Origin of the sequence: Iodobacter violaceini (assembly GCF_011601265.1) — a bacterium.
GTDB lineage: Bacteria > Pseudomonadota > Gammaproteobacteria > Burkholderiales > Chitinibacteraceae > Iodobacter > Iodobacter violaceini.
Genome location: NZ_JAAOLX010000009.1, coordinates 33,849 through 47,996, shown reverse-complemented (window position 1 = coordinate 47,996; position 14,148 = coordinate 33,849). Strand labels below are relative to the sequence as shown.

At 45.3% G+C, this 14,148-nt stretch carries 9 protein-coding genes; 4 read left to right on the top strand and 5 right to left on the bottom strand.

The window, feature by feature from the left end; translation table 11 throughout:
• Positions 1–96 precede the first annotated feature (96 nt).
• The gene (locus HA050_RS16790; protein ID WP_166828678.1) at positions 97–363 is read left to right on the top strand and encodes a DUF2798 domain-containing protein; all 267 of its coding nucleotides are present in this window, start codon (positions 97–99) and stop codon (positions 361–363) included.
• A gap of 405 nt (positions 364–768) precedes the next feature.
• A complete protein-coding gene (gene trhP / locus HA050_RS16785) occupies positions 769–2,139 on the top strand; it encodes a prephenate-dependent tRNA uridine(34) hydroxylase TrhP (RefSeq protein ID WP_166828675.1) in 1,371 nt (456 codons plus the stop codon).
• A gap of 44 nt (positions 2,140–2,183) precedes the next feature.
• On the opposite strand, the gene HA050_RS16780 is transcribed toward trhP, so the two are convergent.
• The 5 genes from HA050_RS16780 to HA050_RS16760 form a co-directional block, all read right to left on the bottom strand.
• Complete coding sequence (locus HA050_RS16780) at positions 2,184–2,573, bottom strand: response regulator (protein ID WP_166828672.1); 390 nt, start codon at positions 2,571–2,573, stop codon at positions 2,184–2,186.
• Positions 2,567–5,311, bottom strand: a complete 2,745-nt coding sequence (locus HA050_RS16775) for a response regulator (RefSeq protein WP_166828670.1) — start codon at positions 5,309–5,311, stop codon at positions 2,567–2,569. Before HA050_RS16775 ends, HA050_RS16780 begins: the two co-directional genes overlap by 7 nt.
• A gap of 393 nt (positions 5,312–5,704) precedes the next feature.
• Positions 5,705–6,277 (bottom strand): DNA-3-methyladenine glycosylase I, encoded by a 573-nt coding sequence (locus tag HA050_RS16770; protein WP_166828667.1) that lies wholly within the window; start codon positions 6,275–6,277, stop codon positions 5,705–5,707.
• Positions 6,278–6,473: 196 nt separating this feature from the next.
• Positions 6,474–7,514, bottom strand: coding sequence for a TRAP transporter substrate-binding protein (locus HA050_RS16765; RefSeq protein ID WP_166828665.1), 1,041 nt, complete (start codon positions 7,512–7,514; stop codon positions 6,474–6,476).
• Positions 7,515–7,524: 10 nt separating this feature from the next.
• On the bottom strand, positions 7,525–9,153 hold the full coding sequence (locus tag HA050_RS16760; protein ID WP_166828662.1) for a flavin monoamine oxidase family protein: 1,629 nt from the start codon (positions 9,151–9,153) through the stop codon (positions 7,525–7,527).
• Positions 9,154–9,359: 206 nt separating this feature from the next.
• Between HA050_RS16760 and HA050_RS16755 the strand changes: the two genes are divergently transcribed.
• A complete protein-coding gene (locus HA050_RS16755) occupies positions 9,360–13,148 on the top strand; it encodes a response regulator (RefSeq protein WP_166828659.1) in 3,789 nt (1,262 codons plus the stop codon).
• A 70-nt stretch (positions 13,149–13,218) separates the two neighbouring features.
• Positions 13,219–14,124, top strand: coding sequence for a diguanylate cyclase domain-containing protein (locus HA050_RS16750; protein WP_205836482.1), 906 nt, complete (start codon positions 13,219–13,221; stop codon positions 14,122–14,124).
• Positions 14,125–14,148: the final 24 nt, after the last annotated feature.

Genomic DNA, 14,148 nt, shown 5'->3' with positions numbered 1-14,148 from the left:
AAGAATTTTTCTTCTTATGAGCGTTTTTCCCTTGGGTAAGGGCTTAAGACGCATTGCTGCAAAAAGGCGCTTGTTTGTCCGGCTTATGGAGTTACTATGAAATCATCAAATCCTTCCGCTCGTCGCCGGTCAGGCTTTATTCCCGCCAGGCACGCCAATTTGGTCATGCCTTTTTTACTCTCTGTATTAATGACTTGCGTTGTTTCATTGATCAGCACTTTGCGTGGTGTGGGTTTTACCTCCAGGCTGTTTGATCTTTGGCCAAGCGCTTGGGGCTTATCCTGGCTGGTGGCTTTTCCTACCCTGCTCTTGGTTTTGCCCTTAGTAAAAAAGTTGACCGCTTTGCTGATTGATCAGGGCTAAGCCTGGCCATGTGGCTTTGAGTTACAACCATTTAATCCGTTTATTTTGATGTGCACACAGGCCCCGTTTTTGCACAGCCGGGGCCTGTGTCATAAAGTTTCAGCTTATCCCCGTCATGCGCGAACAAGCCTGTGCACGCCCTGTGGACAAGTCAGGCAAGTCATTGCTCCGGCAGGTTTTTTTTGTACTGCATATTTTTTAAGCAGTATTTGCCGTTTATCCAAGAATTGATCCAGCAAGTCCGTGGATGGCTTGTGGATAAGCCAATTAAGCTGCTGTTTTCAGTGTGTTTTTTATGTCTGATTAAAAAATAGGCAAAAAGTCCGTGCTATAATCGCGTTTTTTACAATCTGCATGGCAGCCATTTGCTTGGTTTACTGCAGGCGCTTATAAGATCGGATCATCATGAAAGCCCCAGAACTTCTTCTTCCCGCTGGCACTTTGGACAAAATGCGCGCCGCTTATGATTTCGGTGCAGACGCGGTCTATGCCGGCCAGCCACGCTATTCACTGCGTGCCCGTAATAATGAATTTAAGCTCGAACAAATTGGCCAGGGGATTATCGAGGCGCATCAGCGTGGCAAGAAGTTCTTTGTAGCCAGCAATATTTTGCCGCATAACGCCAAGGTTAAAACTTACCTCGCCGATATGGAGCCAGTGATCGCCATGAAGCCGGACGCGCTGATTATGGCCGACCCTGGTCTGATTATGATGGTGCGGGAAAAATGGCCCGAGCAGGTGATTCACCTGTCCGTGCAGGCCAATACCGTGAATTACGCCGGGGTGAAATTCTGGAAGTCACTGGGGCTGGAGAGGGTGATTTTATCCCGCGAGCTGAGCCTTGATGAAGTGGAAGAAATCCGTCAGCTGTGCCCGGATATGGAACTCGAAGTGTTTGTCCATGGCGCGCTGTGTATTGCTTATTCTGGCCGCTGTCTCTTATCGGGTTACTTTAACCACCGCGATCCTAATCAAGGCACTTGCACCAATGCCTGTCGCTGGGATTACAAAATGAATGACACGGTGGAGGACGATGCGGGGGACGTGAAACCGCAGGTGATTCAGTTTGATTTTAATAAAGCCATGGAAGACGCTAATCAGAGTTTTGCCGCCTGTGGTGGTGCTGAGCGCCATCCTTCTGCGGATAAAACCTATCTGATCGCAGAACAAAGCCGCCCGGATGAGCTGATGCCGATTATGGAAGACGAGCACGGCACTTATATTATGAATTCCAAAGATCTGCGTGCGGTGCAGCATATTGAGCGTCTGACCAAGATCGGTGTTGATTCGCTCAAAATCGAAGGCCGGACTAAATCGCTTTACTACGTGGCGCGTACCGCTCAGGTTTACCGCCAGGCGATTGATGATGCGGTGGCGGGGCGGCCGTTTAATCCGGCACTCTTGGCTGATCTGGATGGCCTGGCCAACCGTGGTTACACCGATGGCTTTTATCAGCGCCATTACACCCATGAAGCGCAGAATTACCTGGATGGTCATTCCAAATCCAAGCAAAGCCAGTTTGTGGGCGAGGTGCTGAGTGTGCAGGATGGCTGGGCCAGGATTGAGGTGAAAAACCGCTTTGCCGTGGGCGATCAGCTCGAAATTATTCACCCAAGTGGCAACCGCATTATCACGCTGGCCGAAATGCGCGATAAGAGCGGCAATCCTTGCGAAATTGCTGCAGGCAATGGTGTAAAAATCTCGATTCCTATGGAAGCCGGTTTTGAAAAAGCGCTGATTTCACGCTTGTTCACGGCAGAAGAATTAGCTGCTTAATGTTGACTGAAATGCAGTAAATAAAACAGGGTGCTAAGCGTTGGCTAGGCACCTTGTTTTTTTAGCAGTTGCTGCTGAATACTTAATAAGAGCTTGTCTGGATCAATGGGCTTCACAATATAGCCCGCTGCGCCAAGTTGCCTGCATTTTTCTTCATCCCTTATTTCGTTTTTTCCTGATAAGAAAATAATTGGGATATGAGCAGTACCAGGATTATTTTTAAGCTGAATACAAACTTCAAAACCATCCATAACAGGCATCATGATATCGAGCAAAATCAAATCGGGCGGTGATGCTTTGGCTAACCTTAAGCCTTTCTCTCCATTAATGGCTACTTTTACTTTATATTGATCCTGCAGCAGGCTGCTGAGCATGGTGAGATTTGTGGCTGAATCATCAATAATGAGTAATGTAGAAGGCGGCTGATCTAGCATTCTGCTGCACTCATCGCAATTTTTAAGGCTTCCAGTGCGATATCAAAATCAAATGACTGTATTTTTTCATTGATGATGCGAAAGTGTTTTGGATATGCGGTATGTAAAAGGCTTGCATTGGCTTTAAACAGATTAATCGATTCGGAATCACCATCTTCCAGCAAATAAACAAGCTGGTGGCAGACTTCTTTTAGTTTCTGAGGGTCAATTATTATATTTGACTGATCTTGTTGTTTAGGGAGTTTATGCTCCAGCTCTGTAATAAGATGGCCCAGTGGATGAGCTATTTTGTTGAGCAGGGGCCTGATTTGCTGATGGGTATGCCCCTGGCGCAGTGCTGTTTCTATTTGCTCTGCTTGTTTCTGGATGCGCTCTGCTCCAATCAGCCCGGCAACACTTTTTAGCGTATGGGCGATACGCTCTGCAGTGGGCCAGTCTCTGTTTGTCATTGCATGAAAAAGATTAGGAATACAGTCTTTTTGCTCTGTTATAAATTGATTTAAAATACAGAGATAAAGTTTCTTTTTACCAAATACACGTTTAAGCCCTAAATCAATATCGAGCCCGTTAATCTCTGAGGGAATGGCTATTTCTTCATTTTGTGCGCAGAGTTCTGAAATAACGAGGCGTGTTGCCGGCACGATGTATTCTGGCTTAATCCACTTAAGCAGAGCTTTCCATAGTTCTTCAGGGTTAATAGGTTTGGTTACGTGGTCGTTCATGCCAGCGGCAAGATAGCGCTCCCGATCACCCTGCATGGCGTTGGCTGTCATTGCCACAATGGCTAATGAATTGAAATCATTTAATTTCCTGATTTCCTGTGTGGCCACTAAGCCGTCCATAAGGGGCATTTGCATATCCATTAATACAATATCATAGTGGCTTTTTTGCAGCTGCTCTAAAGCCTGCAGGCCATTCTCAGCAATATCGACAATAAAGCCTTCTGAGTTTAATAAATCGCGGGCTACTTCCTGATTGATATGATTGTCTTCAACCAGAAGAATCCGGGCCCCCCGGATTGAATTCAATTGCAAAGCAAAATCATTCTGATGATTGGAGATATATGGCGTTTCAATGTTTCCACCTAATGCACTGACTACGCTGTCAAAGAGCTGGGAGGCATTGATTGGTTTAATTAATGTGTGGGTGACGACTGCGCCTTCTGTGGCCTTGATGGCATCTTCATGCCCATAAGCAGAGACCAGAATGACTGCCGGCATTAATTTAAGATCAAGAGCTTTGATTTGTCTGGCGGTCTCTGCGCCATCCATTTCAGGCATTTCCCAATCGATAAACACAATTTCATAAGGTGTATTTTTTGTATCTGCCTGCTTAATTGCCTCGATTGCCGCATAGCCGGATGAAACATGATCTGATTTTAATTGCATATTTTTGAGCCGCTTATTTAATACCAGACGGGCCTGTTTATTATCATCAACAACTAAGACGCGTTTATTTTGCAAATCGCTGGATAGTAATAATTTCCTGCTTTGAACGCTGCTTTTTTGAAGCCTGACAGTAAACCAGAAAAGGCTGCCCTTACCTGGCTCGCTTTCTACTCCCGTTTCTCCATTCATCAGCTCAATCAGTTTTTTAGAAATAGCCAGGCCAAGGCCAGTACCACCAAATTGGCGGGTAATCGAGGTATCTGCCTGTGAAAAGCTTTGAAATAAACGGCTGATTTGCTCTTCAGTCAGCCCTATGCCGGTGTCACGTATGGCACAATAAAGTAATACGCTTTGTGCAGATTCTTCTTTTTTTTGAATAATGATTTCAACTTCACCCCTTTCTGTAAATTTCACCGCATTTGAGCCATAATTAATCAGAATCTGCCCAAGCCGAAGCGGGTCTCCAAATAAGCTGGGCGGAACATTTTGGTCAATATTAAAAATAAACTCTAAACCTTTATTGACGGCTTTTTCACTGATTTGATTAGCCACATTATCCAGTACTTTTTCTAATTCAAATTCAATACCTTCTATCGTTAATTTACCTGCTTCAATTTTTGAAAAATCGAGAATGTCGTTAATGATGCCAAGCAGGTGCTGCCCGGAGCCTTGTATTTTTTTGATGTAATTACTTTGCCGTGCATTTAATTCTGTTTTTAACACAAGATAAGACATGCCAATAATGGCATTCATGGGCGTGCGAATTTCATGACTCATATTGGCTAAGAAGTTGCTCTTGCTCTGGTTGGCGAATTCTGCTGCCTGTTTTGCAATAATGAGCTGTTGGTTATTAAGGAGTAGTTTCGTATTAAAAGCAGCTAGTTTTTCCTGTTGCTGGATGATTTTGAAATCCGCTTCTATGCTTTTTTTTATTTCCCACAATAAATTAAAATATTTTTTTTGAAAATGGCGCGTTTTACTGTCAAGCACGCAAATGGTGCCAAATACCTCATCTTTTTCCCATAAGAGTGGTACACCAAGATAGGAAATCATATTTAAAGCAACATCCGGGTTGTTTTTCCAATGTTCATCTTCCAGCGCATTAGGCACATGTAATAAATCCTGGCTTGCCATGACCGTTTCGCAGTAAAGGCCCGTATGTAAATTGGCTTTTTCCGAGTGTTCGTAAGGATTGCCCTTGGTTTCACTGGAAAGTAAGACTTCAATTTGCCCGGGCAATACACGCATCATTAAACCAGCAGGCACATTAAAGAGGCTGGCCATTACATTGATTGTATTTTGCCATTTACTGAGGAAATGATCAGGGATGGCCGTAAGGGAGTCATGCACGCAATTGTCCTTGCTGCTGTGCAATACCACAGGATATGGCTTGCCAGGCACCTTTGTGTCTGTGCACAAGGCTCCTTATTCTTTTCATAGGAGATTATGAACTGGCTAACAAGGTCTTTATCATTTTTGTTTGATTAATTTTCAGAGTCTTACAAAAAAGGGGGATAAAAATGAATGACTGCAATCAATTGAATATGATCAGGCTGGATAAAGAATGCGGGTGCTTGTTTAGTGCAGCGGGCTCCTTGCAATAATAAGAAGGTACTTGTTGTAGGAGCATGTGTTTTACCTCAGCCATGGCGGGCGGGCTGAGCCGGCCATGGCTGCTTGTTTAATCAGCAGTAAACAGGCTGTACAGGTTTTTTTACAGAGTGTGGAATCATTTTGCCCATCTTAAACAGATTGGGTTCGTTTCCAGCAGCCTGGGCTATGGTCATCCACCATGCCGCTGGCCTGCATAAAGGCGTAGCAAATGGTGGGGCCAACAAATTTGAAGCCGCGTTTTTTTAAGGCTTTACTCATGGCAATTGATTCTGCTGTGGCAACGGGGGTATCGGCGATGTTTGCCCATTGATTGACAATCGTTTTGCCATTTACAAAAGACCATAGAAAATCGCTGAAGCGTCCTTCTTGTTTTAATTGCAGATAGGCTGCTGCATTACTGATAAAGGCGGCGACTTTAGCCCGGTTGCGGATAATGCCGGCATCGCTGAGTAAACTGGTTATTTTATCTGCATCGTAAGCGGCTATTTTATTTGCATCAAAGTGATCAAATACTACCCTGTAGTGCTCACGTTTTTTCAGTACCGTGATCCACGACAGGCCTGCCTGAGCGCCTTCAAGGCATAAAAGCTCAAACAGTGCCTGATCATCAAAGAGTGGCTGGCCCCATTCATCGTCATGATAATTCTGGTAAAGCGGGTCACTGCTGCACCATGCGCAGCGGCTTAAATCACTTGTGGACATTGTGGCTTTTATCCCCCAAAAGGTGGTGCCGGTCTGTGGATAAGCTGTTAGCTTAAATGCTAACTCATTGTATTTTTTGAATAAAAATGGCTTGCCTATTTTTTGTGCACTGCGGCCCGGCGGTTGTTTTTTTGTAAAATGCAAGTTGCGGACACACTTTTTTACTCTGGGGGTTGTTGACGTTTCATTCACAATTCTAGGGCTGCAGCGTGATATTCAGTATTTTTCCTATGCTGTTATTCCATTCTGCTACGCAATCTTTGCCACAGCGCTCTGCCCAACGCCGGAGTACAACTTGGCGCACTGTTTTAGCAAGGCGAGCCTCGTCACCACTTGTGGGGTTAATCAGCGTCATTGAGCCTTGCTCGGCCAGAGAGCATGTTTTCCCCGTGTTACAAGCCAGCCCGAGCGCGGTTTGTTTATCGGCAACCTGCCATAAATCTTCTGCAAGGCGGTTAATGCCTGCTTCGATTATTTTCTGGTCCTGAATATCAATCTGAGCCCATGAGGCCTGATTCACGCCCAGCATGACCACACTCCAGCCTAATGGCAAATTATAAATATGCGTTGCTACCTGATAAAAACGTGCCGTGTGTGCAGCCAATGCCGAGGTAATCAGGCAATCGAGCTGTTTATCTTTCATTTTCTGATAAACCTGATCAAAAGGAACACTGAGCGTAACGGCGCCATAGGCTTCAATCAGGTCGCTGGTGGTGCGCATGCTGACTCTTACTTTTTTTCCTTTTAGACCTTCCAGATTTTTAATGGGCTCATTACACATCAGCAGCTGTGCAGAATAAGGCCACATGGCAAGCATCTTTATGCCGTGTTTTTGTTCAAAATACTGTTTGAGCACCGGGCTGTAGCTGTTTACAACACGATGCTCCATTTCTGCGCTTGTGGTCAGTCCTGCCAGATCCACGGCCTCAGCCCGCGGATCCTGCTCGGAGATATACGACAAAATAGTTGTGCCAAAGTCTGTCATGCCCAGCTTCATCAGGCGCAGCACTTCACTGCCTTTTAGACCTACTTCATTAAAGGCATTGAGCCGAACCTTGATTCTGCCCTCACTGAGCTTTGGCAGTTGCTCAGTCCAGAACGGTTTTTCATAATCTTTAAACTGGCTGAGCATGCTCCAGGAGCCAATGGCTTTTAATGGCTCGGGAGCAAACTCTTCTTCAGCCCGGAGCTGATTGCTGAGCAGAAAAGTTAAAATTAGCAACGATTTGCGCAGCATGGCTTTGTCCTTAGCGATGAAGAAAGGGGGCAGCTACACATTGGCTGTAATCGTGAAGATGCGGGGTGAGCGGCGTTTGGGATGGGTGCAGCGGCTCGAGTGTTTCATCTCCCAGAAGTTGCTGGCAGGCATAAAGGGCAGAATCCAGTGCGCCCACAATCCATGTGTGGTGAACGCTTAAATGCTCACCGGCAAAATAAATATTCTGCTCAGGCTGGCGGGCAGTATTAAAAAGCTGCCTGAATTGTCCCGGATAAAACATCGCATCCCCTGTGGCCCATTCCGAAGGCCAGGCTACATCAAAGGATTCGATAAATTGCCCGTTAATATCAACGGTATTCTGATACAGCGTTTGTAAGTCTCTGAGGGCTAATCGCAGACGCTCTTCCGGGCTCTGTGGCAACCAGTTATAGGCGTCCGTCATCCACGAATACAGCAGCAAAACGCCTGCTCCGGCATCGCCTAAACCGTAAGAAGGATAGACACACCAGCGCATAGGCAGATCGCTGCTGGATTGCCCGCCCATAGCGGCTTGCGGTAATTGCTCCCAGAAGCGGGTTTTAAATCGCAGGCCAATTTTATACAGCGGCTCAAAATGCATGCTGCGAATCGCTTGTGATTTAGTGGGCGACCACTGTGGGGTAGCAATCATGCGCAGTGCAGCAGGGGGAAGGGCAAGAATCACACGGTCAAAGGTATCAAATTCACCCCTGTCGCCATAATGGATCGCAACACGGCCATCCTGCAGGTTTTCTATTTGTCGCACCGGCGCATTCATGGTGATGGATTCTGCCCCGATGAGAGAGGCGCAGGCATTGGGCAGCCTGTCCATTCCATTGGCGATGGTGCTCCATTTCGCGCCGGAGAAATCCATGCTTTCAATCACCATTTCTGTAAAGCTGCTTTGAAACTGATTACTGGCAGAATTCATGACTTCTACATAATTGACTTTCTCCATACTCCAGCCGGCTATTTCAGTCAGGTAGGTATAGAGCGAATAATTATCGTATTGCACAATTTTGGCAAAGCCGAGATCAAAATTAACGGCAAGCAAATCAAAAAACGGCTGCAATACTTCATCTAACAGCTGAGAGGCCGTTTTATTACGATCTTCCGGGGCAAGATTAAATCCCAGTGCTTCCGGGTGCTCATTGGCGTAATTAAGTGTCATGGTGGCACCGCCAAATGCACGTTTACCATTCACATAAACCAGGTTGCCAGTGGGATCGTAAAGCTGGTAAGGAATTAAATCTATTTTAGATTCAGGGGGGATTTGTTCATTTAAATAATGAATCAGGTCAAATACAGGCTGTTGCTCCGGCGTTTGTGGCAGGCGCATGGCCCCCGCTTCAAAATACTGATTGGCTTCCTGATTAAAGCGGTGGGTATAAACGCGGCCGCCAAGGCGATCCGGGTGGGCTTCAAAAATACGGCAATCTATACCCCGGCTTTTCAGTAGTAAAGCAGAATAAAGCCCGGCCATCCCCGCACCTACGATGCCAACGCGGATATTGGCTGAAGGAGAAGATTTCTGTTCAGTCTGCTGTGGTGAGCGGGCTTTTAGCCATGCTTCATAAGCTGCACGTAATGATCCTGAATTAGAAGGTACATTTGCAAACATGTAAGAAGAGCTAGACATGACAGACTCCAGAAATTGATTGCACATAAACTACCTTCATAGCGTATTTTTGAATGATTTTAAAATCATAAAAAAATTTTTGTTTGTAAGAATTTGGAAATTTAAGTGAATGTTTATGAGGTATATATTAATATCAATTGCAAGATTGCAGACAATTAAAAGCCTGCTGCTTTATTAAGGATGACTGGCCGCCGGAGCGAGGGGGAATGCAAGCACAAGAAGGCCCATTTCGAAAGTCGATTGCGCTGCGTTTACGCTTGGCTTTTGGTGCTGTGGCTGCAACCACGCTGCTGGCATCTGGTGCCGCATTGTGGGTTTTTCACTCGGTAGACAGTACCTATTCAATTGTGGCTAAGCAGAGTTTTCCGGCTTCCCTTGCTTCGGCCAGGCTGGAGGCCAGCAGCTTAGAGTTCTCTTCTGCATTGGCAAGCCTTGCCAATGCGCAGAATATCCCTGCACGAGACAGTGCTTTATCCAGAGCAAAGCTGGCTCTTGCTGATTTGCCCAGACAAATTAATGACCTGATGGCCAGCCGCCCGAGCGAGGCAGAAAAGCTGTCGGTTCTGGTGGTGGAATTATCAAAAAATGTGCCATTAACGGCAGATTTGGTCAGCCAGCAATTAGATTTGGACGAGCGCAAAAATAATATTCTGCAGCAGGCTGGTGATGTGCAGCAGCGCTTTCTGGATGCGATCGACCCTGTTCTGATGGCAAAAAATGCGGAATTATTGTCTGCAACGCGTAAGGCATCCGTTGCAGCAGGTGCTTCTGTGCATTCACTGATTGATAATGAATTTTCAGAATTAAATGCACTGCAGCAGGCAAGGGCAGATGCGTTCCGCCTGATGGCCATCGCTGGTGAGCAGGGAGAAACTTCCTTACGTAAGCGAAGTGCCAGCCTGCTTGCGGGCATTCAGGTACATCTGCAAAAAGCGGACCCCCTGGCCCAGGAGGCAGGGAACAATTTGGCCACCAGCTTACAAGCTCCAATGGCAGATTCACGCAAAGATGTGGCGCGCGCAGTAGCCGCATTTGATGGAGTGCTGCTGCCATTAATTAATCAAATTACTATAAAAATGATTTCCCGCAGTGATCAGATCACCCTGGATTCGACCAATGCTGTGGTTGTTTTGGTGGCAGAGCAGGTGTCTTCACTGAGTGCGGTACAACATTTTCGGGGAGATTTTTTGCTGTTAGCCAGCCTGATTACTCAGGCCGCAAATGCGCCAAGCGTGATTCGTCTTGAAGAAATACAAAGTTCTTTTATTCAAACCACAGAAAATGCAAAAACTATTTTAGGGAAAATTAATCAGGGGGAAGGGGCCGGGATATTAAAGCGTGAATTGAATAATATGCTTGCCCTGACAGAGAAAAATGAGGGTGTTTTTTCCGTCAGCTTAAAAAGATTAAAATTAAATAATGAATTGCAGCAGCTTATTGTAAAAAACAGAAGCGCGATGCAGCTTTTGCTTAATCATGCCGAGCTGACAGGACAAACGATTAAGCATGAATTAAATGATGAAATGTTCATGCTGTCTGTCCGCCTCGAAAAAAGTACATGGCTGTTAGCGGGCCTTGCCTTGTTTAGTATGATTATTTCTTTTGGGATCGGTTCTGTTTATATCAGAAAAAGAATCAGCTCAAGATTGGTTGTTTTATCGGAAAATATGCAAAGCATTGCAAAAGGTCAGTTTGATGTGGATATCGATGTGGCAGGGCAGGATGAGATATCTGTTATGGCAAAGAGCTTGCTGGTATTCAGAGATGCAAGCATTTTACTGAGAACCCAGTCAGAAGAGCTCATCATTTCCCGGGATCAGGCAGAAGCGGCTTTACAGATTAAAGGGGATTTTTTGGCGAATATGAGCCATGAAATCAGAACGCCTTTAACGGCTATTTTAGGCTATACCCATTTAATGCTGGATACCCCGCTTGCCAACCGGCAAAAAGATTATTTATCAAAAGTTCAGTCATCAGCCAATCTGCTGCTGGGTGTTATTAATGATATTCTGGATATTTCTAAAATTGAAGCTGGAAAATTAGAATTAGAAGAATCGGAGTTTAATCTGTGTTTATTGCTGGAAAATCTGGCGGGTGTTGCGGCTATTCAGGCTGAAAATAAAAAATTAGCACTGATATATAGTGTTGATGTCAATGTACCGCAGTGCTTTATTGGGGATTCGCTCAGATTAGGGCAGGTTTTACTTAATTTAATTAATAATGCCATAAAATTTACAGATCAGGGTGAAGTTGAGCTTGCGGTTTTATCTCGTGATAAAGGAGATGATCTGTGTGAATTGAAATTCAGTATTTATGATACAGGAATTGGAATCAGCCCGGATGTATTGGCTCGTTTATTCAGCCCTTTTACTCAGGCAGATTCATCGACTACCCGGCGTTTTGGCGGGTCGGGCCTGGGTTTGGCAATCAGCAAACAACTGGCTCATATTATGGGGGGGGATATCAGCGTTGAGAGTACTCAGGGCAAAGGATCTGTCTTTCATTTTACCCTCTGCCTGAAAAAAATAAGCTCGCATGATTATGTGATTCCACAGTTTCCGGATCGCCGTGTGCTGATTGCCGATCAGCATCCTGCAAGCCGGATTCAATTATGTTTGTATCTGGAAAAAATGGGCATGCATGTCAGTGATGCATGCTCGGAATTTGAAGTGATAACACAGATGCAAAGCAATGCTTCACCTTTTGATTTGCTGATTGTGGATGCCTGTATCTTTGATCAGGCTAAACCAGAAGTCATGCAAAAATTGTGGGGCAGCCGTGAGGATATGGCGATTATCCTGCTGACCACGATTTTAAGTCATGAAGAAGTGATGGGGCATTGGGGGGCCAGGCCATTTGTTTATTCATTAAGTAAGCCTATTGTCGCTATTTCTTTGTATGAAACTATCAGCCGCAGCCTGGATTTGAACCGCCTTTCTGTGAATAAAACAGCGGGCTATCCGGAAATAAAAGGAGAACCGCTGCATGGCGTTAAAATTCTATTGGCTGAAGATACGCCGCTTTTAAGTGAAATGAGCGTTTCTTTATTGAGCTCATTAGGCGCTTCTGTAGAGGCTGTTGGAAACGGCAGAGAAGTGCTGGATTTGATTTTAAATCAGCAGAAAACATATGATGTTGTCTTGATGGATGTACAAATGCCTGAAATGGATGGCATGGAAGCCACACGCATTATCCGTACTCAATTATCCGCCATTGAATTGCCTGTTATTGCTTTAACCGCTCATGCGATGGAAGCAGAGCGACGTCGTTGCCTGGAAGTTGGCATGAATGATCACTTAGCTAAGCCGATTAATCCGCAGCACTTATTAAAAGTATTACTGCACTGGACCAATAAATTGAGCCATCAGCCCCAGCTTTTATTAAAAACCGATGAAATGATTGCCAGCTTGCCGGATTTGCCCGGTTTGGGGTTGGAAAAAGCGCTTGATCGCCTTGGCAGCCTTGCTTTACTTAAAAGAATGTTGCCAAGACTAAGAGAGCAATATCTTGATACACCAGCCCGCCTGCGGCAGTTGATTGACGCTAACCAGCTTTATGAGGCTGAGCGTCTTGCGCATTCTTTAAAAGGGGTCGCGGGTACATTAGAGGCAGGGAAGGTTTATCAAATTTCTCAACAAATAGAGGATCAGCTGCATAGTTCAAATACCTCAATTGAAGATTTAATTTGCGGTTTAGACAGAGATTTAAAAGAGGTGGTGAGCAGTATTAGTGGCTGGCTGGCAGATGGAAATCTACCTGCTTTGCAGGGCGTTTTAGGGGATATCCGGCTTTCTCTTGATGATTTGCAGGAATTAGATGAATTACTCAGGCTAAGAAGCCTGAGTGCACGAAAGTGTTTTATGAAGTTTCAAGCTGGCTTAGTACGTTTGGATAAAGATAAAGCAATGCAAATGAGTATGGCTTTGGATCAGCTGGATTATCAAAGTGCCAGAGAAACATTGCAATCTATTGATATTAAAAGAGACTTAGTCTGATTGAAATAGTATTCATGTATCATATGCCAGCAGCAAGTTTTAAATTTTGTTCAATGTACCGGAGCTAGTCTTGATTCACCAGCCTATTCTTTTAGTTGTCGATGATGAACCAAGTAATATTGAATTGCTGGCTGTGATGCTGGATGATCAGTACGAATTGCGATTCGCTGTGAGCGGCCAGGATGCATTAGCCGCAATGAAAGAGCTGCCTAAACCTGATCTGGTTTTATTGGATGTGATGCTGCCCGATATGAATGGCTATGCCATTTGCCAAAGAATGAAAGAAGACCCTGCAACGTTGGATATTCCGGTGATCTTTGTGACTTCACTGGGGGACCCTGAGCAGGAGGAAAGAGGCTTTTCCGTGGGCGGGGCTGATTATATTGTGAAGCCTTGCCGGGCACTGAGTATTAAGGCCCGCATTCGTAATCAGCTGGAAATGAAGCGTACAAGAGAGCTTTTGCATCGTCTGGCCATTACGGATGGTTTAACCAGCCTTGCCAACCGCCGGCATTTTGATGAAGCATTGAAGCAGGAAACGCAGCGTTTACAAAGGCAGGGCGGGCAGCTTTCTCTGGTGCTCATTGATGTCGATTTTTTTAAGCACTTTAATGATTATTATGGCCATCCTGCGGGTGATGAATGTTTAAAGCGGATTGCTGCGGTGATTGCAGCAGAATTGCGACGCCCGGCTGATTTAACCGCCAGAATTGGCGGGGAAGAGTTTGCTTGTTTATTACCGGAAACCAGCCTGGAGGGGGCATATATTGTGGCAGAGCGAATCAGAAAAACTGTGCTTTCGCTTAAAATGCCGCATCAGACCTCAACAATTTCTGAATATGTTACGGTCAGTATGGGAATCGCTGCATCGCACGGCTCAGATGCCAGCCCTTTGTATCAGCGGGCAGATATTCAGCTCTATCTGGCAAAAACGTCCGGGCGTAATCGTGTGGTTCAGGATGTTGCTGTAGTCTGAAAAAAAACGCGGCACTTTAAAGTG

Bases quoted from the DNA above. Each gene is read 5' to 3' on its own strand.
- HA050_RS16790 (WP_166828678.1), top strand. From the start codon at position 97: ATGAAATCATCAAATCCTTCCGCTCGTCGCCGGTCAGGCTTTATTCCC.
- trhP (WP_166828675.1), top strand. From the start codon at position 769: ATGAAAGCCCCAGAACTTCTTCTTCCCGCTGGCACTTTGGACAAAATG.
- HA050_RS16780 (WP_166828672.1), bottom strand. From the start codon at position 2,573: ATGCTAGATCAGCCGCCTTCTACATTACTCATTATTGATGATTCAGCC.
- HA050_RS16770 (WP_166828667.1), bottom strand. From the start codon at position 6,277: ATGTCCACAAGTGATTTAAGCCGCTGCGCATGGTGCAGCAGTGACCCG.
- HA050_RS16765 (WP_166828665.1), bottom strand. From the start codon at position 7,514: ATGCTGCGCAAATCGTTGCTAATTTTAACTTTTCTGCTCAGCAATCAG.
- HA050_RS16760 (WP_166828662.1), bottom strand. From the start codon at position 9,153: ATGTCTAGCTCTTCTTACATGTTTGCAAATGTACCTTCTAATTCAGGA.
- HA050_RS16755 (WP_166828659.1), top strand. From the start codon at position 9,360: ATGCAAGCACAAGAAGGCCCATTTCGAAAGTCGATTGCGCTGCGTTTA.